A 23121-nucleotide genomic window follows, 5' to 3' on the forward strand; every position below is an offset into this window, starting at 1 on the left:
GGGGCTTCGTTTTTTTTATAACCACCCGGGCTGGGGGCGGGGGGCCTGTCCCCCGGCGGCCCTTCGCCGTCATCGCCGCGGGCCCCAGGGCCCGCGCGCGTCGATCCGTCCGTGCGTGCGCGCCCGAAAAGGGCGCGAGGCGTCAGAGGGTGACGCCGAAGTCCTGCGCGATGCCGCGCAGGCCGGACGCGTACCCCTGGCCGACGGCGCGGAACTTCCACTCCGCACCGTTGCGGTACAGCTCGCCGAAGACCATCGCGGTCTCGGTGGAGGCGTCCTCCGAGAGGTCGTAGCGGGCGAGCTCGTTGTTGTCGGCCTGGTTCACCACGCGGATGAACGCGTTGCGGACCTGGCCGAAGGACTGCTGGCGGCTCTCGGCGTCGTAGATCGACACCGGGAAGACGATCTTGGAGACCTCGGCGGGGACCGTCGTCAGGTTCACCTTCACCTGCTCGTCGTCGCCCTCGCCCTCACCCGTGAGGTTGTCGCCGGTGTGCTCCACCGAGCCCTCGGGGCTCTTGAGGTTGTTGAAGAAGATGAAGTGCTTGTCCGAGACGACCTTGTTGTCGGCGTTGACCAGCAGCGCGCTCGCGTCGAGGTCGAAGTCGGTACCGGTGGTCGTACGCACGTCCCAGCCGAGACCGACGGTGACTGCGGTCAGTCCCGGCGCCTCCTTGGTCAGCGAGACATTGCCGCCCTTGGAAAGGCTGACACCCATGGGATCTCCCTGCTCAATCCGGCGCGGGCCGCGCCCCTTGACGATTCCTTTGCCCAATGCCTTCAACGGGCCGCTCCGCGCGCGGGTTCCCGGCCGCCGCGCTGCTTCACCTGAGTGCCGCAGCGGACCTCGTCACAGCGACCGTACGCTCTCCAATTCGGCCGCGAACAGTACGGCGGGATCGAAGCCCATCCCGGTGAAGTGGCCGGCGAGTTCCAGCGAGAGCACGCCGTGCAGCCGCGTCCACACCGTCAGGGCCCGGCTCAGCGCCGCCGCCGGGGCGGAGTGGCCGCCGGCCCACTCCCGGTGGGCGGCCAGGTGCTCGTCCAGGGCGGAGGCGGTGGAGCCCGCGGGCGCTCCGGCGGGTTGTTCCGCACAGGCGTCGAGCAGCGCCGCCATGATCTCCCGGGCGATCCCGGTGACGTCGTCGGGCGCGTGATAGCCCGGCACGGGTGTGCCGTACACGAGGAAGTAGCGCTGCGGGTCCTCCAGGGCCCAGCGGCGCAGGGTGTGCGCCAGGCCGAAGAGCCCGGGCTCCGCCCGCGCGGCGGCCGCGAAGGCGTCGGCGAGGCTGCGGTAGGCGTCCCGGATCAGCTCGGTGATCAGGTCGTCACGGCCGGCGAAGTAGCGGTAGAGGGCAGGGCCGCTCATGCCCATCTGCTTGGCGATCGCGTTGAGGGAGAGCGCCGACGCCCCCGCCGCGGCGATCTGCTCCCAGGCGCGTTCCTTGATCTCCGCGCGGACCTGGCTGCGGTACCGCTCCCGCGGGGTCGTCGTCCTCGGGTCCGCCATGAGCCGCCGCCTTCCGTCCGCCACGCCGCCGGGGGCCACCGTGAGCTATACCCGTACAGCGAAGTGAGAACCTATCACTCACCAGGCGCCGCTCAGGTACCCGCTCAGGCACCGCTCAGGCGGCGTCCACGCGGAGGACGTCCAGGGCCAGCGTCAGATCCACCAGGTCCCGGGGGTGGGTGAGCCGCCGGCCGGTGAGCAGTTCGAGGCGGCGCAGCCGGTTGAGGACGGTGTTGCGGTGGCAGTCCATGCGCTCCGCGGCGGCGCGCGGCGACCCGTCGCAGTCCATCCAGGCCGCGAACGTGCCCAGCAGGGAGTCCCGTTCCTCGTCGGGCAGTTCCCGCAGCGGCCCGAGCACCCGGCCGGCCAGCTCACCGGCGAACTGCCGGTCCGAGGCGACCAGGGCGTCCGGGATGCGCTCCTCCCAGAGCGCCACCTCCCCGTCGGCCGTGCAGGCGGACAGGGCCAGTTCGGCCAGCGCCCGGGACCGGTGCAGCTCCGACAGGCCCGCCACCACCGGCCCGACCCCCGCCCGCAGCCCCGGCACCGTCCGCAGGGACCCGGCGAACGCCGACAGCGGCCGCTCCCCCAGCAGCACGACGAGGAACTCGCCCGCCCCGTCCCACGGCACCCGTAGCAGCCGGCCGCCGGAGCCGGGCGCGGCCGCGGGAACAGCTGTACGGAGGGTGGTCCCGGCCGTGGTCGCCGCGACCGCGAACCGGCCGTCCGCGGGGACGCCGAGGGCCTGGGCGGCGGCGCGCACGCCCATGTCATCGGAACGGCCGTCCAGAAGCGCCACCAGCAGCGTCGCGGCCGGCGGCGCGTCGGCGACCGTCCCGTCGTCCGGCGTCTCGCGGTAGGCCTCGGCCAGGATCGCGGCGTTGCGTTCCCGGAATCCCCACATCCGGGGGGCGACACGGACCATGAGGGACAGCCGGTCCGGGTCGTGGGCGGCGACGGTGTCCACGAGTTCCTGCCACAGGACCGCGCCGCCCACGGACAGGACGTGCAGCAGCAGTTCCGGCGGCATCCCCAACGCGGCCTGCCGGCGTCCCACCGTCGCCATGTGGAGAGCGGCGGCGACGTCGCAGCCCGGGTCCACGAGCCGGTCCAGGTGCATCCTGATGATCGTCGCGAAGCCCTCGGGCGAGCAGTCGGGGTTGCCCGCGTGGTCCATGAAGCCGGGGACCTCGACGCGCAACCGCGCCGTGACCCGGGCCGCCAGCTCGTCCACCCCTTCCCGCATACGCAGCGCGGCCGCCCGCAGCAGCGCGCTGGCGGCGGCCTCGTCCCGCGCGGTGGCCGCCTCCGCGCCGCGAACGCTCACCGGGCCCCCTGCCCAGGGGCGGGCACGATGCGCTCGGCGTCCAGGGCGAGCACCAGATGGACGACATCGTGCGGCCGGAACGGCGAGCGGCCGGTGAGCTGCTCCAGCCGTCGCAACCGCCGCCGCAAGGTGTTCGCGTGACAGAACAGGGTGGCCGCGGCCCGCTCGACGGAGCCGTCGGAGTCCAGCCAGACCTCCAGGGTCTCCAGCAGGACGGTCCGCTCACCGGGGTCGACCGCGTGCAGCCCGCCCAGCACGCCGGAGGCGATCTCGGCCGCCGCCTCGGGACGGCGGGCGAGCAGGGCGGCCGGCCAGCGCCGGTCGAGCAGCGCCACCTCCCCGTCGCGGGTGCAGGTGCGCAGGGCCAGTTCGGCGAGGTCCCGGGCGTGCCCGGCGTCGGCGAGCCGCGCCACCAGGGGGCTCAGGCCGGCCCGCGCCCCGTCCGGCACGCCGAGCGCCGCCGCGAAGTCGCCCAGCGGCAGGTCGCCCAGTTCGGCGAGAAGGACCTCGCCGCCGAGCGGGAAGGTACGGCGCACCCGGACCCCGGCGGGTGTGCCACTGCGCGCCGGGCCCGGCCGCGGACGGAGCGAGGCGTTGCGCACGACGGCGACCGCGAAGCGCCCGCTCTCCGGGAGGTCCAGTGCCCTCGCCGCCTCGGCGGCCTCCGCGGGGTTCATCCCGCCGGTCCCGCCCACCCGGCCGGCCAGCAGCGCCTCCAGCGCCCGGCGTCCGCGCTGGCGGTGGTGCGTCACCTCGGCGCGGGCCCGCCCGTAGGCGGCCGCCATCAGCCGGCTGTCCCGTTCGAACAAGTCCCAGACCTCCGCAGCGGCGCGGGCCATCAGCTTCGTGCCCTCCGGCCCGCGGACCTCACCGGCGCGCACCAGGGACAGCCACAACTCGTCGCCTCCGGTGCGGTAGGCGCCGATCATCGAGCGCAGCGGGAAGTCCTGCCAGGCCCTGCGCTCGCCCACCCACGACTGGTACTCGGCGGACACCGTGGAGCGTCCAGGGTCGGCGAGGGAGTCCAGCACCGCGGCGACGGCGCCGCCCGCCTCCTCACGGAACCCGGGCGGCACGAGCCCCGGTTCCCGGTAGGCCGGGTGCCGTTCGCGTATCCGGTCCACGATGCGTTCCGCGAGCGGCACGACCCGCCTGCGGACCTCCCGGGCCGCTGCCCGCAGCAGATCGGCGTGCTCGTGGTCGTGCCCGTCCACGGCGGGTGCGGGGCGCGTCGGCGCAGGGGCGGTCATCCGGTCCTCCTCCCGGTGCCCTGGGAGTGGTGGTCCGCGGGCGTCACGCGTTTCTACCCGCCGGGCGACCGGGCCTGGAAGGGAACCGACGCAACCCTTACCCATTCCGACGGGGATCTCCGCAGGTCACCAGGGATCTCCGCAGGTCTGCGAACACACTGTCGAGCACGCGCGCCCCGCGCGTCCGCCGCCGTCCCGCGGCCCGCCGCGGTGGCGTTGCACAGTCCGGCACCCCCGCCGTTGGGAGCCGCCACCAGAAACGGTCGCGCCCCTCGCCCGGGCCCCGGGGGATCTCTTCCCATGGAGTCTCCGGTCGAGCGGCTCGTCCCGAGCCCTCCCGGCGGCGTCGGCGCCGACGCCCGTCCCCCTCAAGGAGCACCTCCCGTGACCCGGAAAGCCCTCGGTTCCACCGTTGTCCTCGCGGCGGCCCTCGTCACCCTCCTGGCCGGTTGCGGCGGCCCCGCGATCGGCGAGAGTCCCGACAACGGACCCGTCGACAAGGCCGGGGTGACCATCGGTCCCGGCATCACCCCGACCACCATCCGGCTCGGCGTCCTCACCGACCTGTCCGGCCCGTACGGCCCGCTGGGCCGCTCGGTGCTGCAGGCCGAGCGGCTGTACGTGAACGATGTGAACGCCTCGGGCGGCGTGTGCGGCCGCAAGCTCCAGCTGATCGTCCGCGACCACGGCTACAACCTGGACAAGGCGACCATGCAGTACTCCAGGATGGAGCCGTCGATCGCGGCCATGCCCGGGCTGCTCGGCTCGACCATCATCAACTCCCTGCTGGGCACCCTCGGGGCCGACGAGCTCATGACGGTGGCGCTGGGCTACTCCTCGGCCCTCCTGGGCCAGCCCGGCCTGCAGACGATCAGCGCCACGTACGACGTCGACATGATCAACGGCCTGGACTGGGCGGCGTCCACCTACGGCCTGAAGCGCAAGGACAAGATCGGCTACCTCTACCTGAAGGGCGACTACGGGGAGAACGCCATGCGCGGGGCCGAGTTCGTAGCCGAGGAGAAGGGGCTGCGCGTCGTGTCGCGCGAGGTACCGGCCGGCCGGGACGACGTGAGCGCGCAGGTGCACGACCTCGCCGCCGCCGGAGTCAAGGCCGTCCTGGTCTCCGCGAGCCCCGAGCAGACCGCCTCGGCGGTGGGGAGCGCCGCCGCGCAAGGTCTGATGGTCCCGTTCCTGGCCAGCGCCGCGGGCTTCCACCCGGAGATGCTCAAGAGCCCCGCGGCCCCGGCGGTGTTGAGCATGCTGCACCTGGTCGCCCCCACCCCCTCGCTGACCGACCACGCCCCCGAGGTCGGGAAACTGGTCGCCGACTATCAGAAGCACTACCCCGGGCAGCCGCTGGACCAGGGTGTGGAGAACGGCCACAACACCATGGCGATCGCCGTCCAGGACCTGAAGGAGGCCTGCGCCAACAAGGACCTCAGCCGGGCGGGCATCATCGCCGCGCACCGCAAGATGAACCGGTTCGACCCCGGCGTGGGCCCGGCGCTGAACTTCTCCGACCCATGGCGGCCGAGCGCCACCGTCAGCTACATCCTGAAGCCGCAGAAGGACGTCCCCGGCGGCCTCGTCAACGTCAAGGGACCCTTCAAGGTGTCCGCGGTGGAGCGGTACCTCGTCTTCATCTGACCCCGGGCGCCCGCCCCGCCCCCTCCCCAGGGGCGGGGCGGGCAGGGTGTCACCGCGGCTGGTAGCCGCCGATTGGGGGGCGTCCCCGGCCAATCCGTGCTTCGGGGCCGTCAGTTGCACGCTGCCCTTCCCCGGTCGCCGTTGAAGTCCCCGACAGTGGTGGTCGTTCCGCCGATGCCCCCGTGCCTCCCGCACGGGGGCATCGGCATGTCCGCTGCCCGGACGCCGCTCGACCCCGCCTCGGTCATCGCGACATGGCCTATCTCAAGTAGACCTTTACAAGATCCCGGAAACTCTGTTAGAAAGTAATCGTGAAACTTGCTTTGGCCATTACGGGCCGTCGGCATCGTCGTGCAAGGAGTACGAACACCATGACCAACCTCACCCTCTCCACCGTCGGCGGCGACCTCGGCGAGACCGTCTCGCTCACCGAAGGCGCGGCATCGGCACCCGGTCCCGACGAGGTGCTGGTAGCGGTCGACGCCGCACCGGTGAACCCCGCCGACTTCCTCTACGCGGCAGGGTGGTTCGGCGTCTACCCGCAGGTCCCCGCCGCGATGGGCGCCGAGGGCGCGGGCCGGGTCACCCGGGTCGGCGACGGGGTCGACCCCGCGCTCGTCGGCAAGCGCGTGATCATCCTGCCGACCTTCGAGTTCGGCACCTGGGCCGACCAGGTCGTGGTCCCGGCCGCCGCCGTCATCGCGGTCACCGAACGGGCCGACGCCGCCCAGCTCGCGATGCTTCCGGTCAACCCCGCCACCGCCTGGGCCCTGCTGCACGACTACGTGGAGCTGAAGCCGGGTGACTGGGTGGGCGTCACCCTGGCCAACTCCGCGGTCGGGCAGCATGTCATCGCCCTCGCCAAGCGGGCGGGGCTGCGGACCCTCGCCGTGGTCCGGCGCGAGGAAGCCGCCCAGCAGGTGCGCGAACGCGGCGCGGACGCCGTGGTGATCGACGGCGAGGACCTCGCCGAGCAGGTCGCCCGGGCGCTCGACGGCCAGCAGCTGCGCCTGCTTCTGGAAGGCACCGGCGGCGCCGACCAACTCGGCCGGCTGGTGGGCTCGGTGGAGGCGGGCGGCAGTGTCGTCGCCTTCTCCGCCGCGACCGCCCAGCCACCTGTGCTGCCGCTGGGCGACCTCATCTACCGGGGGATCTCGCTGCGCTCCTTCTTCATCCTGACCTGGCTGCGCGAGACCCCCAGGACTGAACTGGAGCGCGTCTACAACGAATTGGCCGAGCTCATCGTGGACGGCGTCCTGGAGACGACGGTCGCGGGGACGTACCCGCTCGCGCGGTACCGCGACGCGCTCACCCACGCGGCCGGCCCGGAGCGTTCCGGCAAGGTGGTCTTCGTTCCGGAGCACCCCGCTGCCTGACGCGCCGACCCACTCCCCGAAACGCCGTTCCCGGTCCGCCTCCTGGGCGGGCGACCGACCGGGAACGGCCCCGGGCGGCAGCCCGGGAACGTTGACCCGCCCTGGCGTCGGGGTGTCAGGACGGACGCGCCGCGGCGGTGGAGGCCGGGTTCTTGCGGGCGCGGAAGGCGGCGACATTCGCGCGGTTGCCGCACAGTTCGTACGAGTGCCAGCGCTGCGTGCGGTTACGGGTCGTGTCGTAGAACACTCCCCGGCACGCGTCGCTGCCGCAGACCCGGATGCGTGACCAGTTGCCGTCGCGGACCAGTTCGGCCACGGAGGCCAGGATCCGGCCGGTCAGCGGGTCACCGGAAACCTGGCGCACTCCGGGCGTCGGTCCGGCGAAGGTGAGCACGAAGGTGTGGTCCGACGTGCGAGCCGTCAGGGCCTCCCAGCGCCGGGCCGTCTCCTCCGCGTCCGCCGCCTCCACCACGGCCATCAGGTCGGAGCGCAGCGCGCGGACGCGTTCGAGCCGTTCGACGGCCGGCTCCCGCGTAGGCCACGTACCAGCCGGGTCCGGCGCGTCGCCCAGGTCCGGCGGAGCGAAGGCCCCGAGGATCTCGGCGGCCTGCCGGGGATCCGCCAGCTTGTCCGGCAGCACCGGTACGGCGTGCGGACGCGAGTTGAGCAGGGCCATCAGCGCTCCTGCCGCGGCCGGAACCCGCGTCACGCGCTCGCTTCCGTTTCCCGTCATAGGTCCACTCCCCACCGTCCGGGGCGCCCGCTACCGGGCCGACATGACCAACAGTCTAAATGACCCTTACAGGCAATGACGTACCCGCCTGTCTCTGTAATTGTCAAAATCATTTCACCGATGACAACGAGATCAGTTCATTCGAACCGGCCGTAGCGGCCAACAGGAGACCACCGACATGTCCAAGATTCTCATCGTGGTGACCGGCGCAGACCACTGGACGCTGGCCGACGGCACCAAGCACCCGACCGGTTTCTGGGCGGAGGAGCTGACCGCCCCGTACGCGATCTTCCGGGCGGCCGGCCACGAGATCGCCATCGCCACACCTGCGGGCGTCGTACCGCCGCTGGACGCCGCGAGCCTGTCCCCCGAGGTGAACGGCGGGCAGGAGAACGCCGACCGCATCGCGGCCGAGCTGGCCGCCGTCGGCGAACTGAACCACCCGAAGCGGCTGGAGGACATCGACCCCGCCGACACGGACGCTTACGACGCCGTGTTCTACACCGGCGGACACGGCCCCATGGAGGACCTGGCCACGCACGCCGCCTCCGGCCGGCTCCTGAACGCCGTGCTCGCCTCCGGCAAGCCGCTCGGCATCGTCTGCCACGGCCCCGCCGCACTGCTCGCCACCGCCGCGCAGGACGGCACCTCCCCGTTCGCCGGGTACCGGGCGACCGGGTTCACCAACGTCGAGGAGACCCACGCGGGCTTCGCCGAGCGCGCCGAGTGGCTCCTCCAGGACCGCTTGGTGCAGCTCGGCATCGACTTCCAGGAGGGCGAGGCGTTCGCTCCCCACGTCGTCGTCGACCGGAACTTCGTCACCGGTCAGAACCCGGCCTCGTCCGCGCCGGCCGCCGAGGCGCTGCTCCGGGTGCTGGCTCACTGAGCCACCCCGCCAGGCGGTCCGGTGCCCTCCCACCCTTGAGACGGCATCGGACCGCCCCCATCGCTGAAGCCCCGGCCCGGCCCGCCCGCCCCGCGCCCATCCGAAAGAGGAATCGCATGACCACCCCGACGATGAACCGCACCCCTCCGGAACGGGAGGTGGGGCTCGGCCTCATGGGCATGTCCGAGCTGTACGGCCCGGCCGACGACACGGAGTCGCTGTCCACCATCCGGGCGGCCCTCGACCACGGAGTCCGGCTGCTGGAGACCGGCGACGCCTACGGCATGGGCCACGGCGAACTGCTGCTGCGGGAAGCGATGCGCGGCCGCCGCCGGGACGAGGTCCGCGTCAGCATCCGGTTCGGCGCGCTGCGCGAGCCCGGCGGCGGCTGGACGGGATCGGACGGCAGGCCGGTCGCCGTCAAGAACTCCCTTGCCTACTCGTTGCGCCGCCTCGGAACGGACTACATCGATCTGTACCGGCCCGGGCGCCCCGACCCGGACGTCCCGATCGAGGAGACGGTCGGCGCCCTGGGCGAGATGGTCCGCAGCGGACACATCCGCGGCATCGGACTGACGGACGTCGGCCCCGACACCCTGCGGCGCGCCCACGCCACCCATCCGATCGCCGACGTGCAGGTGGAGTACTCCCTCTTCTCCCGCGGCCCGGAGCGCGCCCTCCTGCCGACCGCCCGCGAGCTGGGCATCTCCGTGACGGCCTACGGCATCCTGTCCCGCGGACTGCTCTCCGGCCACTGGTCCTCTTCGCGGCAACGACACCTGCCACCCGAGGACTTCCGCAACGGCCTGCCCCGGTTCCAGGGCACCAACCTGACGCACAACCTGGCGCTGGTGGAGGCACTGCGCCGGGTGGCCGCCGAACACGGGATGACCGTGGCCCAGCTGGCCATCGCCTGGGCGGCCGCCCAGGGCCCCGACATCGTCCCCCTCGTCGGGGCCCGCACCAGGACCCAGCTCACCGAGACGCTGACCGCAACCGCCCTCCGCCCCGCACCGGCCACCCTGACCGCTGCCGAACAGGCCATACCGCCCGGCTCACCCGCCGGCGAGCGCTACATGCGAGCGCTGCTCGATCTGCTGGACGGCCAGGGCCTGTCTGAAGTCCCGTTCAAGGGGTGACATTCCTCTTGCGACCGGCGTTTCGACCGGATGCTCAGGATTCCGTGAACCATTCCGCCCGGAGCGCCGACTGTCTGTGTGACGGACGGTGCGGAGCAGGGAGGTGTGGTGGGCCACGACGGTTGCTGGTAGTGCGCTGCCAGCTCGGGGAGCGGGAGGCGTTCCGCGAACCGGTGGCCATGTGGCACCCCCCGCTGTGCCGCTATGTCCGGGGCATGGTCGGCTCGCCGCACCTCGCGGTTCGCCCCCTGGCTGTTCACCATCGCCCGGCGCACGGTCACCGACCGTCTGCGGCAGACGTACAAGGCTCCGCAGACGGCCATGGAGGAGGCCACGACTGTCGTCGCCGACGACGAGCTCAGCGGCGTGCTCACCACGATGCAGATCGAGACAGGCCTTGCTGCTCTGCCGCCCTTGGAGCGCGAGGTGCTGATCCTCTTCCACCTGGAGGACCTGCCACTGGCTGCTGCGCGACCACCTTGCCGAGAAGGGATACGAGGCATGAGCGAGCAGAACCGCGCAGCGCAGCGGGCCGTGCCCGAGCAACTGGAGCGCGCGCCGGCCACGGAGGTGTCACTGCGGTCCCGGCTGCGCCACGTGGCACTGGGCCTGGCCGGAGGGTGCGGCGCGGCCATGATCGCGGTGCTGTGGGCCACCGAGCCGAATGCTCTGCCGACGCGTACCCAGGCCGCCTTCGCCGGACTGATCGCCATCGGGCCGGCCTGGGCCGTCTTCGCCGGCTGGGTGCTGAGCAGGCGTCGGCCGCTGTTCGCCCGGGACCGGGTGCTGTCCGCCCGGATCGCACTGGCGGCGAGCGTGGTGACCGCCCTGGCCGGGGTGGCGCCGGCCGCAGTCCGCGGCAGCACCGCCGACCTGGCGGCCACCGCCGCGGGCGGGGTCGTCCTCACCGCCGCCGCGATGCTCACCCTGGTACGGGCGCGGCACCGCCGGCGCGAACTACTGCGCCTGCGGGATGCGTTGCGCCAAGACACCGCTGAACAGCCTCGCCCAAGCCAAGATCACCCGGATCAGGGAGACTCCTCCTGACCGAGGGACAGGCCGCCGACAGCCCCCGGTGCATCCCGGTCCCGACGTCCTTCCTGCACTCGTCCTCGGCCTCTGCCTGGACAGCCGGACGAGCGTCCCAGGTACAACGGTTTGAAAACGATCTCCCGGCTGTAGGAGCGGGGCTACGCCACCGGCGACCTGCACGCCGGACGCGTCACCCGCGAGACCTGGACCGCACGCATCGCCGACCGCAGGCCTTGCCGCCTCATGCCCGCTCAAGCCCCGCTCGTCGACCCCGAGCCCAGCCACACCGGCCCCGTCAAGGTCTGCCGCCAGAGAGCCATCACCCTCGCCCCAGACGAAGGGGCCAAGCACTGGCAGGCACTGGGCACGTGAACCCCGATCGGCCACTTGACGCCCGCCACCGGAGTGACGCGCAGCACACAGGACATCGCCCACACAAGGGAGCCCCCTCACCGGCCACTGACGGCCGACGAGAGGGCTCCGACGTGTGAGCGACGCAACGATCGGCCAACCCGACCTGCACATCGCTTGATCAACGCGAGAAGCGGGCCTCCTCAGTGACTTTCGCCACCGGGGAGACCCGCTTCATCTGTGCGCGAGGGGGGAGTTGAACCCCCACGCCCTTTCGGGCACTGGAACCTGAATCCAGCGCGTCTGCCTATTCCGCCACCCGCGCATGGGTGTCGCCGTTAGATTCTGTCACACTCTGCGGGGCTTCCCGTTCGGTGCGTCAGCGCCTTCCGACACCCAGAACACTAGCACGCTGTTCAGGGTCGATTCACATCCGTTTCCGGGCACCCCCACGGGGCGGGAACCGTCCTCTGTTGCGGGACACTGGCTTGGGGCGCCTCTACCATCCCTGTGGGGAAGCGGCAGCGGCGCTTGTGAGCGTTGACACCGCTCCGACGGGACAGATCGGGGAACCACCGGTTTTCCCGGTGCGTGGATACGATCAGTAAGCAGTACCGGAAGGATCGAAGGGGAAGGATCGCGGCGTGAGCCCGCGACAACCGCAGGGCCTTGAGGAAGGAGGTGCATCGTGGGAGTACTCAAGAAGTTCGAGCAGCGTCTCGAGGGCTTCGTGAACGGCACCTTCGCCAAGGTGTTCAAGTCCGAGGTCCAGCCCGTGGAGATCGCAGGCGCGCTGCAGCGCGAGTGCGACAACAACGCCACCATCTGGAACCGGGACCGCACGGTGGTCCCCAACGACTTCATCGTCGAGCTCAGCACCTCGGACCACGAGCGGCTGAGCCCGTACGCCATCCAGCTCGGCGACGAGCTGGCCGGCATGGTGCGCGACTACGCCAAGCAGCAGCGCTACACGTTCATGGGCCAGATCAAGGTCCACCTGGAGAAGGCCGACGACCTCGACACCGGCCTGTACCGGGTACGCAGTCGCACGCTGGCCTCCAGCGAGTCGCAGCAGCAGCAGCTCCAGCAGTCCCCGGCACAGGACCGCAGCGCGCCCCAGGGCCGCGGCGGCTACGGCTATCCGCCGCAGGCCCCGCAGCGCCCCGCCGGGGCACCCCCTATGCCCGCCGCACCGCCGCCCGGCGGAGCCGCCCCCGTGACCCGGCTCCCGGGCACCGGCACGGCCCCGGGCGCCGGCACGAACGTACGCCGCTGGATCGAGATCAACGGCAGCCGCCACCAGATCTCCCGGCCCACCCTCGTCCTCGGGCGCAGCACCGAGGCCGACGTGCGGGTCGACGACCCCGGTGTGTCCCGCCGGCACTGCGAGATCAGGGTCGGAACGCCCTCGACGGTCGTGGACCTCGGGTCCACGAACGGCATCGTGGTGGACGGGCAGCACACCCAGCGCGCTACGCTCCGCGACGGTTCACGGATCGTCGTGGGCAGTACCACCATCGTGTACCGGCAAGCCGAAGGGTGAAGCGGGGGCAATGTCAGAGCTGACCCTGACGGTCATGCGGTTGGGTTTCCTCGCCGTACTGTGGCTGTTCGTCATCGTGGCCGTGCAGGTCATTCGAAGCGACCTGTTCGGAACCCGGGTGACCCAGCGCGGCGCCGGGCGCCGGGGTGACCAGGCGCGTCCGCCGCAGCAGCGGCAGCAACAGCCACAGGCGGCGGCCCAGCGGCAGCAGCCGCAGAACAACCGGGCCCGTCGTGGGGCGCCGACCAAGCTCGTGGTCGCCGAGGGCTCGCTCGCGGGCACCACGGTCGCGCTCCAGGGCCAGACCATCACGCTCGGCCGGGCCCACGACTCCACGATCGTGCTCGACGACGACTACGCGTCCAGCCGGCATGCCAGGATCTACCCGGACCGGGACGGCAACTGGATCGTCGAGGACCTGGGATCCACCAACGGGACCTTCATGGAACGGAACCGGCTGACCACGCCGACTCCGATTCCGCTCGGGGCCCCGATCCGCATCGGCAAGACCGTCATCGAGCTGCGGAAGTAGTCGCACAATGGGCGAGCACAGCCAGCGAGCGCGAGCGAGAGGGTGGGCAGCGTGCGGATGTACCCGGAGCCGACGGGCGAGGTGCGCATGACTCTGTCGCTGCGCTTCGCCGCCGGCTCGCACAAGGGAATGATCCGGGAGGGCAACGAGGACTCCGGCTACGCCGGGCCGCGGCTGCTCGCCATTGCCGACGGCATGGGCGGCCAGGCCGCCGGTGAGGTCGCCTCGTCCGAGGTGATCTCCACCCTCGTCACGCTCGACGACGACGTCCCCGGCTCGGACATCCTCACCTCGCTCGCCACCGCCGTGCAGCGGGCCAACGACCAGCTGCGCGTCATGGTCGAGGAGGACCCCCAGCTGGAGGGCATGGGCACCACGCTCACCGCCCTGCTCTGGACCGGCCAGCGGCTCGGTCTGGTGCACGTCGGCGACTCGCGCGCGTATCTGCTGCGCGACGGCGTGCTCACCCAGATCACCCAGGACCACACCTGGGTGCAGCGGCTGGTCGACGAGGGCCGGATCACCGAGGAGGAGGCCGGCACGCACCCGCAGCGCTCGCTGCTGATGCGCGCCCTGGACGGCCGCGGCCAGGTCGAGCCCGACCTGTCGATCCGCGAGGTCCGGGCCGGCGACCGCTACCTGATCTGCTCCGACGGTCTGTCCGGCGTCGTCAGCCACCAGACGCTGGAGGACACCCTCGCCGGGTACCAGGCGCCCGCCGAGACCGTGCAGGAGCTGATCCAGCTCGCCCTGCGCGGCGGCGGCCCCGACAACATCACCTGCATCGTCGCGGACGTCCTGGACATCGACGACGGCGACACCCTGGCCGTGCAGCTGCACGACACCCCGGTCGTCGTGGGTGCCGTCGCCGACAGCCGGCACCACCTCCCGATGTCCGACCCGCGCCACCTCCAGACCCCGGCCGGCCGCGCCTCCGAGCTCGGCCGCCCGCCGGCCCCCGAGGGCTCCTTCGGGCCGCCCGGCAGCGCCGACTCCGCGGTCGGCGCGCCCATGGGCAGCTTCGGCGCCTTCGAGGGCGAGGAACTCGACAAGCCGGTGAAGTCGCGCCGGTGGCTCAAGCGGTCCCTCGTGCTGCTGGTCGTCCTCGGCGTCGTCGGGGGCGGCCTGTACGGCGCGTACCGTTGGACGCAGACGCAGTACTACGTCGGGGTCAAGGGCGACCACGCGGCGATCTACCAGGGCATCGAGCAGAAGCTGGCCTGGGTGAACCTGTCGAAGGTCCACGAGGACCGCCCTGGCATCGAACTCAAGTACCTACCGCAGAACCAGCGGAAGTACGTGACGGCCACCATCGCCGCCGGCGACCTGGCCGACGCCCGCAAGACCGCGGACGAGCTGGAGCACCAGTCCAAGGTCTGCCAGACCAAGGAGTCCCTGGACAAGGCCCGCGCCGACGCCGCCGACAAGGCCAAGAAGAACCAGCAGAAGGGCGCGGGCACCGCCTCCGGCAAGGCCACGGGCCAGCCCTCGGGCACCCCGACCGCCGGCGGCGACACCGCGACCACACCCCCCAGCAGCCCGTCCCCGGGCGCGACCACCAGTCCGTCGACCAGCCCCACCCTCACCGCCGAGGACCAGGCGCTGGCCCAGCAGTGCCCAGCGGGCAGCTAGCGTCTGCAGGAGGGCCGTCAGTCCAGCATGAGTGTTGTCACGAACACCACGACCATCACATCCGTCGGCGCGCCGAGCCGTCGCAACACAGAGCTCGCGCTTCTCGCCTTCGCGGTGCTGATCCCGGTCTTCGCGTACGCGAACGTGGGCCTGGCGAAGAACGGCTCGCTGCCCGCGGGCATGCTCGCCTACGGCCTCGGCCTGGGCGCGATCGCCGTCGTCGCGCACCTTGTGGTGCGCAAGTTCGCGCCGTACGCCGACCCCTTGATGCTGCCGATCGCCACGCTGCTCAACGGCCTGGGCCTGGTGTTCATCTGGCGCCTGGACCAGGAGCCTTCGCTGCCCGGTGGAGCCTCCGCGCCGACGCAGCTGATGTGGTCGACGCTCGGGGTCGCGCTCTTCCTGGGCGTGCTGATCTTCCTCAAGGACCACCGCATCCTGCAGCGCTACACCTACATCTCGATGGTGGTCGCGCTCGTCCTGCTGATCCTCCCCGTGTTCTTCCCGGCCGTCTACGGCGCCCGGATCTGGATCACCATCGGCGGCATGTCCATTCAGCCGGGCGAGTTCGTGAAGATCATCATCGCGGTGTTCTTCGCCGGGTACCTGATGGTCAAGCGCGACGCGCTCGCGCTCGCCAGCCGGCGCTTCATGGGCATGTACCTGCCCCGCGGTCGTGACCTCGGCCCGATCCTGGTGATCTGGGCCCTCAGCATCCTGATCCTGGTCTTCGAGACCGACCTGGGCACCTCGCTGCTCTTCTTCGGCCTCTTCGTGATCATGCTCTACGTCGCCACCGAGCGCACCAGCTGGATCGTCTTCGGTCTGCTGCTGTCCGTGGGCGGCGCCGTGATCGTCGGCAGCTTCGAGCCGCACGTCCACAGCCGTGTGGAGGACTGGCTCAACCCGTTCCGCACCCTCGAGGCCGGCCAGGGCGCCAGCCAGCCCGCGCAGGCCATGTGGGCCTTCGGGTCGGGCGGCCTCTTCGGCTCCGGTCTCGGCCAGGGGTACTCCCGGCTGATCGGCTTCGCGGCCAAGAGCGACTACATCTTCGCCACCGTCGGCGAGGAACTGGGCCTGGCCGGCCTGATGGCCATACTGCTGCTCTACGCACTCCTGGTGGAGCGCGGTGCCCGCACCGCGCTCGCCGCCCGTGACCCCTTCGGCAAGCTGCTGGCGATCGGCCTGTCGGGCGCTTTCGCCCTCCAGGTGTTCGTCGTGGCCGGCGGTGTCACCGGGCTCATCCCGCTGACCGGTATGACCATGCCGTTCCTGGCCCAGGGAGGATCCTCCGTGATCGCCAACTGGGCGCTGGTGGCGATCCTGCTGAGAATCAGCGACACCGCGCGCCGCCCGGCGCCGACCCCCGCCTCGTCCCCCGATGCCGAGCCGACCCAGGTGGTGCGCGTCCAGTGAACAAGCCCCTGCGACGAGTCGCTATCTTCTGCGGGCTGCTCGTGCTCGCCCTCCTGCTCAGGGTGAACTACATCCAGTTCGTGCAGGCCGACGAGCTCAGGACCGACACGAACAACCGCCGGGTCGCGATCAACCAGTACGCCACCCCGCGCGGCGACATAATCGTCGACGGCAAGGCCGTGACCGGACACGCCGAGACCAACGGCAGCGACTTCCAGTACAAGGCGACCTTCAAGGACGGCCCGCTCTGGGCGCCGGTCACCGGCTACGCGTCCCAGGCCTTCGGTTCCACCCAGCTGGAGTCGATCTACGACTCGATCCTCACCGGCGACGACGACCGGCTCTTCTTCAAGCGCACCGTCGACATCCTGTCCGGCAAGCAGAAGCAGGGCGGCGACGTCGTCACCACGCTGAACGCCAAGGCGCAGAAGGCCGCCTTCGAGGGCCTCGGCAACAAGAAGGGCGCGGTCGCCGCGATCGACCCGCAGACCGGCGCCATCCTCGCGCTGGCCAGCACGCCGTCGTACGACCCGTCCTCCTTCGCCGGCAACTCGAAGAAGGACGCCAAGGCCTGGTCCTCGCTGCTGAAGGCGAACAACCCGGACGAGCCGATGCTGAACCGGGCGCTGCGCCAGACCTACCCGCCGGGCTCGACCTTCAAGGTGGTCACGGCGGCGGCGGCCCTGCAGAACGGGCTGTACAGCAACATCGACGACCCGACGGACTCCCCGGTCCCGTACACGCTGCCCAACACCCAGACGGAGCTGAAGAACGAGGGGAACATCCCCTGCAAGAACGCCACGCTCCGGGTGGCCCTGCAGTACTCCTGCAACACGGTCTTCGGCAAGATCGGGGCTGACCTCGGCCGCGACAAGATGCTCGACGAGACCCAGAAGTTCGGCTTCAACCAGGAGCTCTTCGTCCCGGTCCGCACCGCGGCGAGCAACTTCTCCAAGACGATGGACAAGCCGCAGACGGCGCTGTCCTCCATCGGCCAGTTCGAGACCGCCGCCACCCCGCTGCAAATGGCGATGGTGGCCTCCGCGATCGCCAACGACGGCACGCTGATGCAGCCCTACATGGTGAGCCAGCTGCGTGCACCGAGCAACGCGATCGTCGAGCAGACCAAGCCCAAGGAGTTCGCGCAGCCGCTGAGCGCGGACAACGCCCAGAAGCTCCAGCAGATGATGGAGACCGTCGTCTCCGACGGTACGGGCAAGAACGCACAGATCCCCGGCGTCACCGTGGGTGGCAAGACCGGTACGGCCCAGCACGGCATCGACAACAGCGAGAGTCCCTACGCGTGGTTCATCTCATACGCCAAGACGGACTCCGGTTCGCCGGTGGCGGTCGCGGTCGTCGTCGAGGACGCGAGCGCGAACCGCGGCGACATCTCCGGTGGCGGCTTCGCGGCCCCGATCGCCAAGAGCGTCATGGAGGCCGTGCTGAACAAGTGATGCCGGTCACGCCGTATCTCCGTATGTGCGCTAAAACGCACGTCGCGATACCGGTCGTATATCGGCTACCGGCCAGGGCCGGGATCGGTACGCGGCGGCGGGTACGGTATGCCCGAGCAGCCACACGGACGGTTTAGGAAGGGCAAGCGCTATGGAAGAGCCGCGTCGCCTCGGCGGCCGGTACGAGCTGGGCTCGGTGCTCGGCCGCGGTGGCATGGCCGAGGTGTACATCGCCCATGACACCCGGCTCGGCCGCACCGTCGCCGTGAAGACGCTCCGGGTGGATCTCGCCCGCGACCCGTCCTTCCAAGCCCGGTTCCGCCGTGAGGCCCAATCGGCCGCCTCGCTGAACCACCCGTCGATCGTCGCGGTGTACGACACCGGCGAGGACTACGTCGACGGGGTCTCGATCCCGTACATCGTCATGGAGTACGTGGACGGGTCCACCCTGCGTGAGCTGCTGCACTCCGGCCGCAAGCTGCTGCCGGAGCGCTCGCTCGAGATGACGGTGGGCATCCTGCAGGCGCTGGAGTACAGCCACCGCTCCGGCATCGTGCACCGCGACATCAAGCCCGCGAACGTCATGCTGACGCGCCAGGGCCAGGTCAAGGTCATGGACTTCGGCATCGCCCGCGCCATGGGCGACTCCGGCATGACGATGACGCAGACCGCGGCCGTCATCGGCACCGCGCAGTACCTCTCGCCGGAGCAGGCCAAGGGCGAGACCGTCGACGCCCGCTCCGACCTGTACTCCGCCGGCTGCCTGCTGTACGAGCTGCTGACCGTGCGGCCGCCCTTCGTGGGCGACTCGCCGGTCGCGGTGGCGTACCAGCACGTCCGGGAGGAGCCGCAGCCGCCGAGCGTGTACGACCCCGAGGTCAGCCCCGAGATGGACGCCATCGTCCTCAAGGCGCTCACCAAGGACCCGGACTACCGCTACCAGTCCGCCGACGAGATGCGCGCCGACATCGAGGCCTGCCTCGACGGCCAGCCCGTCGGCGCCACGGTCGCCCTCGGTGCCGTGGGCTACGGCGGCGGTTACGGCGGCTACGGTCACGACGCCGCCACCACGGCCATGCCCCCGCAGCACGACGCGGGCACCTCGATGCTGCCGCCCATGCGCGACGACGACGGCGGCTTCGGCTACGACCAGCAGCAGCCCGGCGGCGGCCGGCGCAAGCCCAAGAAGAGCAACACCTCGACCATCCTGCTCGTCGTCGCGGCCGTCCTGGTCCTCATCGGCGCGATCTTCATGGGCAAGGCGCTGTTCTCACCCAAGGACTCCGGCGGCGAGACCGTCGCCGTCCCGCAGTTCATCGGCGCGTCCAAGGCCGAGGCCGAGAACAAGGCGAAGAACGTCGGCCTCACGATCGCCTTCGGCGACACGGTCTTCTGCGCCGACCAGCCCAAGGGCAAGGTCTGCAAGCAGTCGGACGAACCCACCACGGAGATCCCCAAGGACCAGACGGTCACCTTGAACCTCTCCAAGGGCGCCGAGAAGATCGACGTCCCGGACGTCACCGGGGACAAGTTCGACGACGCGGAGTCGGAGCTGAAGGAAGCGGGCTTCGAGGTCGACAAGCAGTCCCAGACCTCCAACAAGGAGGAGGGAACGGTCCTCAAGCAGGACCCGAACGGCGGCGAGAAGCGCGCCAAGGGCGCGACGATCACGCTGACGGTGGCGGTGGCGCCCGAAGAGGTCACGATCAAGGACGTGAGCAACAAGTCCGAGGCAGAGGCCAAGCAGATCCTCCAGGCGGACGGCCTGACCGTGACCAGCACCCAGCAGGAGTCCCCCGACCACGCCGCGGGCACGGTCATCTCGACCACCCCGACCGCCGGAAGCACGGTCCAGGCGGGCTCCCAGGTCACCCTGATCATCGCGAAGCCGCCGTCCACCAACGCGATCGGCAACCTGAACGGCCAAACGGTCGGCCAGGTGAAGGCTATGGCCGCCGAGCTGGGGCTGAACCTGGTGGTCCTCCCGCCCAACCTGGCAGGCAACGACAACGCCGTCGTCCAGAACCAGAATCCGCAGGCGGGTACTCAGATGAAGCCGGGTGACACGCTCACAATCGCCGTCCAGGATCCGAACGGCGGGAACAACGGAGGCGGAGGCTTCCTCAACGGAGGCAACGGCGGCTGACGCCGCCGACGCCGACCAGGCACACTCAGCACAGCGAAGGGGCCCCGGACATCGTGTCCGGGGCCCCTTCGCATGTTCCGCGCCGTGCGGTGCGTGGGATCAGCCGCCGAGCTCCGCCGGAGGCGTCCGATTCGCGTCGACCTTCTGGGTGCGGACGAGTTCGGCCCAGACGATGTAGCGGTAGCGGGAGGTGAAGACGGGGGTGCAGGTCGTCAGCGTGATGTAGCGGCCGGCCTGCTTCTTGCCGCTTTCACGGGGGATCTGGTCGATGACCTTGACGTTGTACTTCGAGGTCTCGGGGAGGATGTCGTAGACCTTGTAGACGAACCAGGTGTCGCGGTCCTCGAAGACGACCGCGTCGCCCTTCTTGATCTTGTCGATGTTGTGGAACTTGGCGCCGTGGCCGTCGCGGTGGGCGGCGAGCGTGAAGTTGCCCTTCTTGTCCCACGGCATCGCCGACTTCACGGGGTCGGTGTAGTAGCCGGCGACGCCCTCGTTGAGGACATCGGTGTTCGTGCCCTTGCGGACCAGGACCTCGAAGCCCTTGCCCATGGCCGGGACATGGAGGAAGCCGATGCCGTTCTTGGTGTCGAGCTTGCCCGGCTGCTCGGCGGCCCACTGGCGGCGGACGACGTCGCCGTCGCGCTTGGCCTGGCGGTCGGCCAGGACGTTGGTCCACCACAGGGAGTAGACGACGAAGAGGCCGAGCACCAGGCCCGCGGTGATGAGGAGTTCACCGATCAGGCTGACGACGGCGGCAACGCGGTCGCGGGTGCGCCGCGGGTACGGCGCGGTCTCCCGGTGGTGGTCGTGCTGGGTGGTCGTCACCAGTGCCCCGATCTGTGCGTACGTACCCGGTCTACTCGACCAACGCGTCCGGCTTGCCCTTGTCACGCGGCCGTTCCTCGACCATCTTGCCCCAGACGATCAGCCGGTACTTGCTCGTGAACTCCGGTGTGCAGGTGGTCAATGTGATGTAGCGGCCCGGCTTGGTGAAGCCGGATCCATCGGGGACCGGCTTGATCACGGAGGTGTTGGACGGCGGGGTCGAGGCCAGCATGCTCGTGACCTCGTACGTGTAGTACGTCGTCTCCGTCTCGACGACGACCTTGTCGCCGTCCACCAGCTTGTTGACGTAGCGGAACGGTTCGCCATGGGTGTTGCGGTGGGCGGCGAGCGCGAAGTTGCCCGTCTTGTCCCAGGGCATCGCCGTCTCCAACTGACCGTCGTAGTGGCCGATCATGCCCTTGTCGAGCACCTTGTGCTTGTCGGTGCCCTCGGCGATCGGGGCCTTCACGTCCAGCTTGGGGATGTACATGATCGCGAAGCCCTGGCCGGGCGAGAACGTGCCGGGGTCGCGGGGCGTCGCCTTGTCGCCCTCCCACTGCTTCTGGAGGTTGTTGGCGGCGCCGCCGGCCTGCTGGTGGGCCAGGACATTGGTCCACCACAGCTGGTAGGTGACGAACAGCAGCATCAGCACGCCGAAGGTGATGAACACCTCGCCGGCGACGCGGCTGGCGATGACTCCGGGGCTCTCCTTGGCCGCACGGGCCGCGCGTCGCGCCTCCAGGCGGGAGCGGGGGGCCGGGGCGATCGCCGGAGTGGACGCGTCCGGGGCCGTGAGCGCCCCTGTGGCGTCCTGGGCGGCAGGATCGGCACCGAAGCGCCTGCGCCCTCTGCCACCGCGGCGTGCGGCCTCCTGGGCGGCCTTGCGGCGTGCGGCACGACCACCGACGGCGGGGATGCCGTCGTCCTCGCGCTCAGGGCGCGGTGCCCCGGGTACCTCCTCCGGCCCGTCACCGGTGCCGGGGCCTGTAGGGCGGCGCGGGACGGGGCCGGGGTCGTCCACGACGGGCAGCGCCATCGTGTCGCCGGGGGCGCCGGCCGCCCTGCGCCGGGCGGCGGCCCGCTCCTCCTCGGTGGGCCGGCGGCGTATGACGCGGGCGCCCTCGGGGGCCGGGGGTGCCTGCTCCTCCCACGGCGGGGCGGAGACCGGGGCGGACGGGGCGGAGGAGACGGGCGCCTGGACCGGCGTCCGGGCCTGTGTCTCGGCCGCCGGCTCGTACCCGGACGGCTGGGCGTGCCGCGGCGCCGGCGGTGCGTACTGAACCTGCCCGAGCGCCTGGCTCTCCTCCGCTGCCTCCCGCGGCTGCTGGGCGGGCTGCTCCTGCTCCTGGACCGGGGGCTCCCCGGTCTGTTCGGGCCGTTCGGCACGCCGTGAGGTGTTCGGCAGCGGGTCGTTGAGCGGGTCGGCCAACTGCTCCACCGCGGCGGCGAATTCGGCGGTGTCACCGAAGTGCCGATGCGCGGTCACGCAATCACGCCCTGGTTCCGACCACAGGCGCGAGGCCCGCGGAGCGCTCGACGGCGTCCTGGTCGCCGCACTCGGCCAACCAGTTGGCGAGCATCCGGTGTCCCCATTCGGTGAGTACCGACTCCGGGTGGAACTGGACGCCCTCCACCCGGGCGGTGCGGTGCCGCAGGCCCATCACGATGCCGTTCTCCGTCCAGGAGGTGACGTCCAACTCCTCCGGCAGGGTGTCACGTTCGACCGCCAGGGAGTGGTACCGGGTGGCGGTGAAGGGCGACGGCAGCCCGGCGAAGACCCCGCGACCCTCGTGGAACACCGGGGAGGTCTTGCCGTGCAGCAGCTCGGGCGCCCGGTCCACGACCCCGCCGTAGGCGACCGCCATGGACTGCAGGCCGAGGCACACACCGAAGACCGGGACGTCGGTGGCCGCGCAGTGCCGCACCATGTCGACGCAGATCCCGGCCTCCTCGGGGGTGCCGGGCCCCGGCGAGAGCAGGACCCCGTCGAAGCCGTCCTGCGCATGGGCGAGGGCTACCTGGTCGTTGCGGAGCACCTCGCACTCGGCGCCCAGCTGGTAGAGGTACTGGACCAGGTTGAAGACAAAGCTGTCGTAGTTGTCCACGACGAGGATGCGGGCTCTCACCGTACGGCCGCCATCCCCTGGTCGACAGTCACGTCGTTGAAGGGGAGCAGCGGCTCCGCCCACGGGAAGACGTACTGGAAGAGGAGGTACACAACGGCGAGGACGAGGACGAGCGAGATCGCCGCCTTCACCCACACGTTGCCCGGCAGGTGCCTCCAGATGAAGCCGTACATGCGCTGCCTTCCTG

General features: G+C 70.9%; 21 protein-coding genes and 1 tRNA gene. 12 read left to right on the forward strand and 10 right to left on the reverse strand.

Annotated elements, in window-relative coordinates; all coding sequences use genetic code 11:
* Window positions 1–142: 142 nt before the first annotated feature.
* The 4 genes from ACFWVC_RS07745 to ACFWVC_RS07760 form a co-directional block, all read right to left on the reverse strand.
* Complete coding sequence (locus ACFWVC_RS07745) at window positions 143–718, reverse strand: TerD family protein (protein WP_384280140.1); 576 nt, start codon at window positions 716–718, stop codon at window positions 143–145.
* Window positions 719–850: 132 nt separating this feature from the next.
* Window positions 851–1510, reverse strand: coding sequence for a TetR/AcrR family transcriptional regulator (locus ACFWVC_RS07750; protein WP_384280144.1), 660 nt, complete (start codon window positions 1508–1510; stop codon window positions 851–853).
* 115 nt (window positions 1511–1625) lie between these two features.
* The gene (locus ACFWVC_RS07755; protein ID WP_384280147.1) at window positions 1626–2837 is read right to left on the reverse strand and encodes a helix-turn-helix domain-containing protein; all 1212 of its coding nucleotides are present in this window, start codon (window positions 2835–2837) and stop codon (window positions 1626–1628) included.
* Window positions 2834–4087 (reverse strand): PucR family transcriptional regulator, encoded by a 1254-nt coding sequence (locus ACFWVC_RS07760; protein WP_384280150.1) that lies wholly within the window; start codon window positions 4085–4087, stop codon window positions 2834–2836. Before ACFWVC_RS07760 ends, ACFWVC_RS07755 begins: the two co-directional genes overlap by 4 nt.
* A gap of 384 nt (window positions 4088–4471) precedes the next feature.
* Here ACFWVC_RS07760 and ACFWVC_RS07765 point away from each other — a divergent pair, with 384 nt between their 5' ends.
* Window positions 4472–5737, forward strand: a complete 1266-nt coding sequence (locus tag ACFWVC_RS07765) for an ABC transporter substrate-binding protein (RefSeq protein ID WP_384280154.1) — start codon at window positions 4472–4474, stop codon at window positions 5735–5737.
* A gap of 371 nt (window positions 5738–6108) precedes the next feature.
* Window positions 6109–7113: a zinc-dependent alcohol dehydrogenase family protein gene (locus tag ACFWVC_RS07770; RefSeq protein WP_384280157.1), complete on the forward strand. Its 1005-nt coding sequence runs from the start codon at window positions 6109–6111 to the stop codon at window positions 7111–7113.
* 115 nt (window positions 7114–7228) lie between these two features.
* Here the strand turns inward: ACFWVC_RS07770 and ACFWVC_RS07775 are convergent, their stop codons facing one another.
* Window positions 7229–7846 carry a CGNR zinc finger domain-containing protein gene (locus tag ACFWVC_RS07775; protein ID WP_384280159.1) on the reverse strand — a complete coding sequence of 206 codons (618 nt, stop codon included), beginning with the start codon at window positions 7844–7846 and terminating at the stop codon, window positions 7229–7231.
* A 178-nt stretch (window positions 7847–8024) separates the two neighbouring features.
* On the opposite strand from ACFWVC_RS07775, the gene ACFWVC_RS07780 reads away from it, so the two are divergent.
* The 4 genes from ACFWVC_RS07780 to ACFWVC_RS07795 all read left to right on the forward strand — a co-directional run bounded on the left by ACFWVC_RS07780 (window position 8025) and on the right by ACFWVC_RS07795 (window position 11275).
* Entirely contained in the window at window positions 8025–8732 is a 708-nt protein-coding gene (locus tag ACFWVC_RS07780; RefSeq protein ID WP_384280161.1) for a type 1 glutamine amidotransferase domain-containing protein, read from the forward strand.
* 116 nt (window positions 8733–8848) lie between these two features.
* Window positions 8849–9871 carry an aldo/keto reductase gene (locus ACFWVC_RS07785; protein ID WP_384280165.1) on the forward strand — a complete coding sequence of 341 codons (1023 nt, stop codon included), beginning with the start codon at window positions 8849–8851 and terminating at the stop codon, window positions 9869–9871.
* A gap of 204 nt (window positions 9872–10075) precedes the next feature.
* Window positions 10076–10918, forward strand: a complete 843-nt coding sequence (locus ACFWVC_RS07790; protein ID WP_384280168.1) for an RNA polymerase sigma factor — start codon at window positions 10076–10078, stop codon at window positions 10916–10918.
* Between the two features lie 228 nt (window positions 10919–11146).
* Window positions 11147–11275, forward strand: a complete 129-nt coding sequence (locus ACFWVC_RS07795; protein WP_384280172.1) for a hypothetical protein — start codon at window positions 11147–11149, stop codon at window positions 11273–11275.
* Between the two features lie 220 nt (window positions 11276–11495).
* Here the strand turns inward: ACFWVC_RS07795 and ACFWVC_RS07800 are convergent.
* Window positions 11496–11579, reverse strand: a tRNA-Leu gene (locus tag ACFWVC_RS07800).
* Window positions 11580–11942: 363 nt separating this feature from the next.
* Here ACFWVC_RS07800 and ACFWVC_RS07805 point away from each other — a divergent pair.
* The 6 genes from ACFWVC_RS07805 to pknB all read left to right on the forward strand — a co-directional run bounded on the left by ACFWVC_RS07805 (window position 11943) and on the right by pknB (window position 19980).
* Entirely contained in the window at window positions 11943–12797 is an 855-nt protein-coding gene (locus tag ACFWVC_RS07805) for an FhaA domain-containing protein (protein ID WP_384280176.1), read from the forward strand.
* A gap of 10 nt (window positions 12798–12807) precedes the next feature.
* Window positions 12808–13329: an FHA domain-containing protein gene (locus tag ACFWVC_RS07810; RefSeq protein ID WP_384280179.1), complete on the forward strand. Its 522-nt coding sequence runs from the start codon at window positions 12808–12810 to the stop codon at window positions 13327–13329.
* Window positions 13330–13386: 57 nt separating this feature from the next.
* The gene (locus ACFWVC_RS07815; RefSeq protein WP_384280451.1) at window positions 13387–14961 is read left to right on the forward strand and encodes a PP2C family protein-serine/threonine phosphatase; all 1575 of its coding nucleotides are present in this window, start codon (window positions 13387–13389) and stop codon (window positions 14959–14961) included.
* A gap of 27 nt (window positions 14962–14988) precedes the next feature.
* A complete protein-coding gene (locus tag ACFWVC_RS07820) occupies window positions 14989–16377 on the forward strand; it encodes an FtsW/RodA/SpoVE family cell cycle protein (protein ID WP_384280182.1) in 1389 nt (462 codons plus the stop codon).
* Window positions 16374–17834, forward strand: a complete 1461-nt coding sequence (locus tag ACFWVC_RS07825; RefSeq protein WP_384280184.1) for a peptidoglycan D,D-transpeptidase FtsI family protein — start codon at window positions 16374–16376, stop codon at window positions 17832–17834. The genes ACFWVC_RS07820 and ACFWVC_RS07825 overlap by 4 nt, the downstream gene beginning before the upstream one ends.
* Before the next feature lie 151 nt (window positions 17835–17985).
* A complete protein-coding gene (gene pknB, locus ACFWVC_RS07830) occupies window positions 17986–19980 on the forward strand; it encodes a Stk1 family PASTA domain-containing Ser/Thr kinase (RefSeq protein WP_384280188.1) in 1995 nt (664 codons plus the stop codon).
* 99 nt (window positions 19981–20079) lie between these two features.
* Here pknB and ACFWVC_RS07835 read toward each other — a convergent pair whose 3' ends face one another.
* The 4 genes from ACFWVC_RS07835 to ACFWVC_RS07850 are packed head-to-tail and all read right to left on the reverse strand — an operon-like array spanning window position 20080 to window position 23107.
* A complete protein-coding gene (locus ACFWVC_RS07835; protein ID WP_384280190.1) occupies window positions 20080–20808 on the reverse strand; it encodes a class E sortase in 729 nt (242 codons plus the stop codon).
* Window positions 20809–20839: 31 nt separating this feature from the next.
* Entirely contained in the window at window positions 20840–22294 is a 1455-nt protein-coding gene (locus tag ACFWVC_RS07840) for a class E sortase (RefSeq protein ID WP_384280192.1), read from the reverse strand.
* Between the two features lie 4 nt (window positions 22295–22298).
* The gene (locus ACFWVC_RS07845) at window positions 22299–22934 is read right to left on the reverse strand and encodes an aminodeoxychorismate/anthranilate synthase component II (RefSeq protein ID WP_384280194.1); all 636 of its coding nucleotides are present in this window, start codon (window positions 22932–22934) and stop codon (window positions 22299–22301) included.
* Complete coding sequence (locus ACFWVC_RS07850) at window positions 22931–23107, reverse strand: hypothetical protein (RefSeq protein WP_384280196.1); 177 nt, start codon at window positions 23105–23107, stop codon at window positions 22931–22933. The genes ACFWVC_RS07845 and ACFWVC_RS07850 overlap by 4 nt, the downstream gene beginning before the upstream one ends.
* Window positions 23108–23121: the final 14 nt, after the last annotated feature.

This window comes from Streptomyces sp. NPDC058691 (assembly GCF_042714775.1).
Classification (GTDB): Bacteria; Actinomycetota; Actinomycetes; order Streptomycetales; family Streptomycetaceae; genus Actinacidiphila.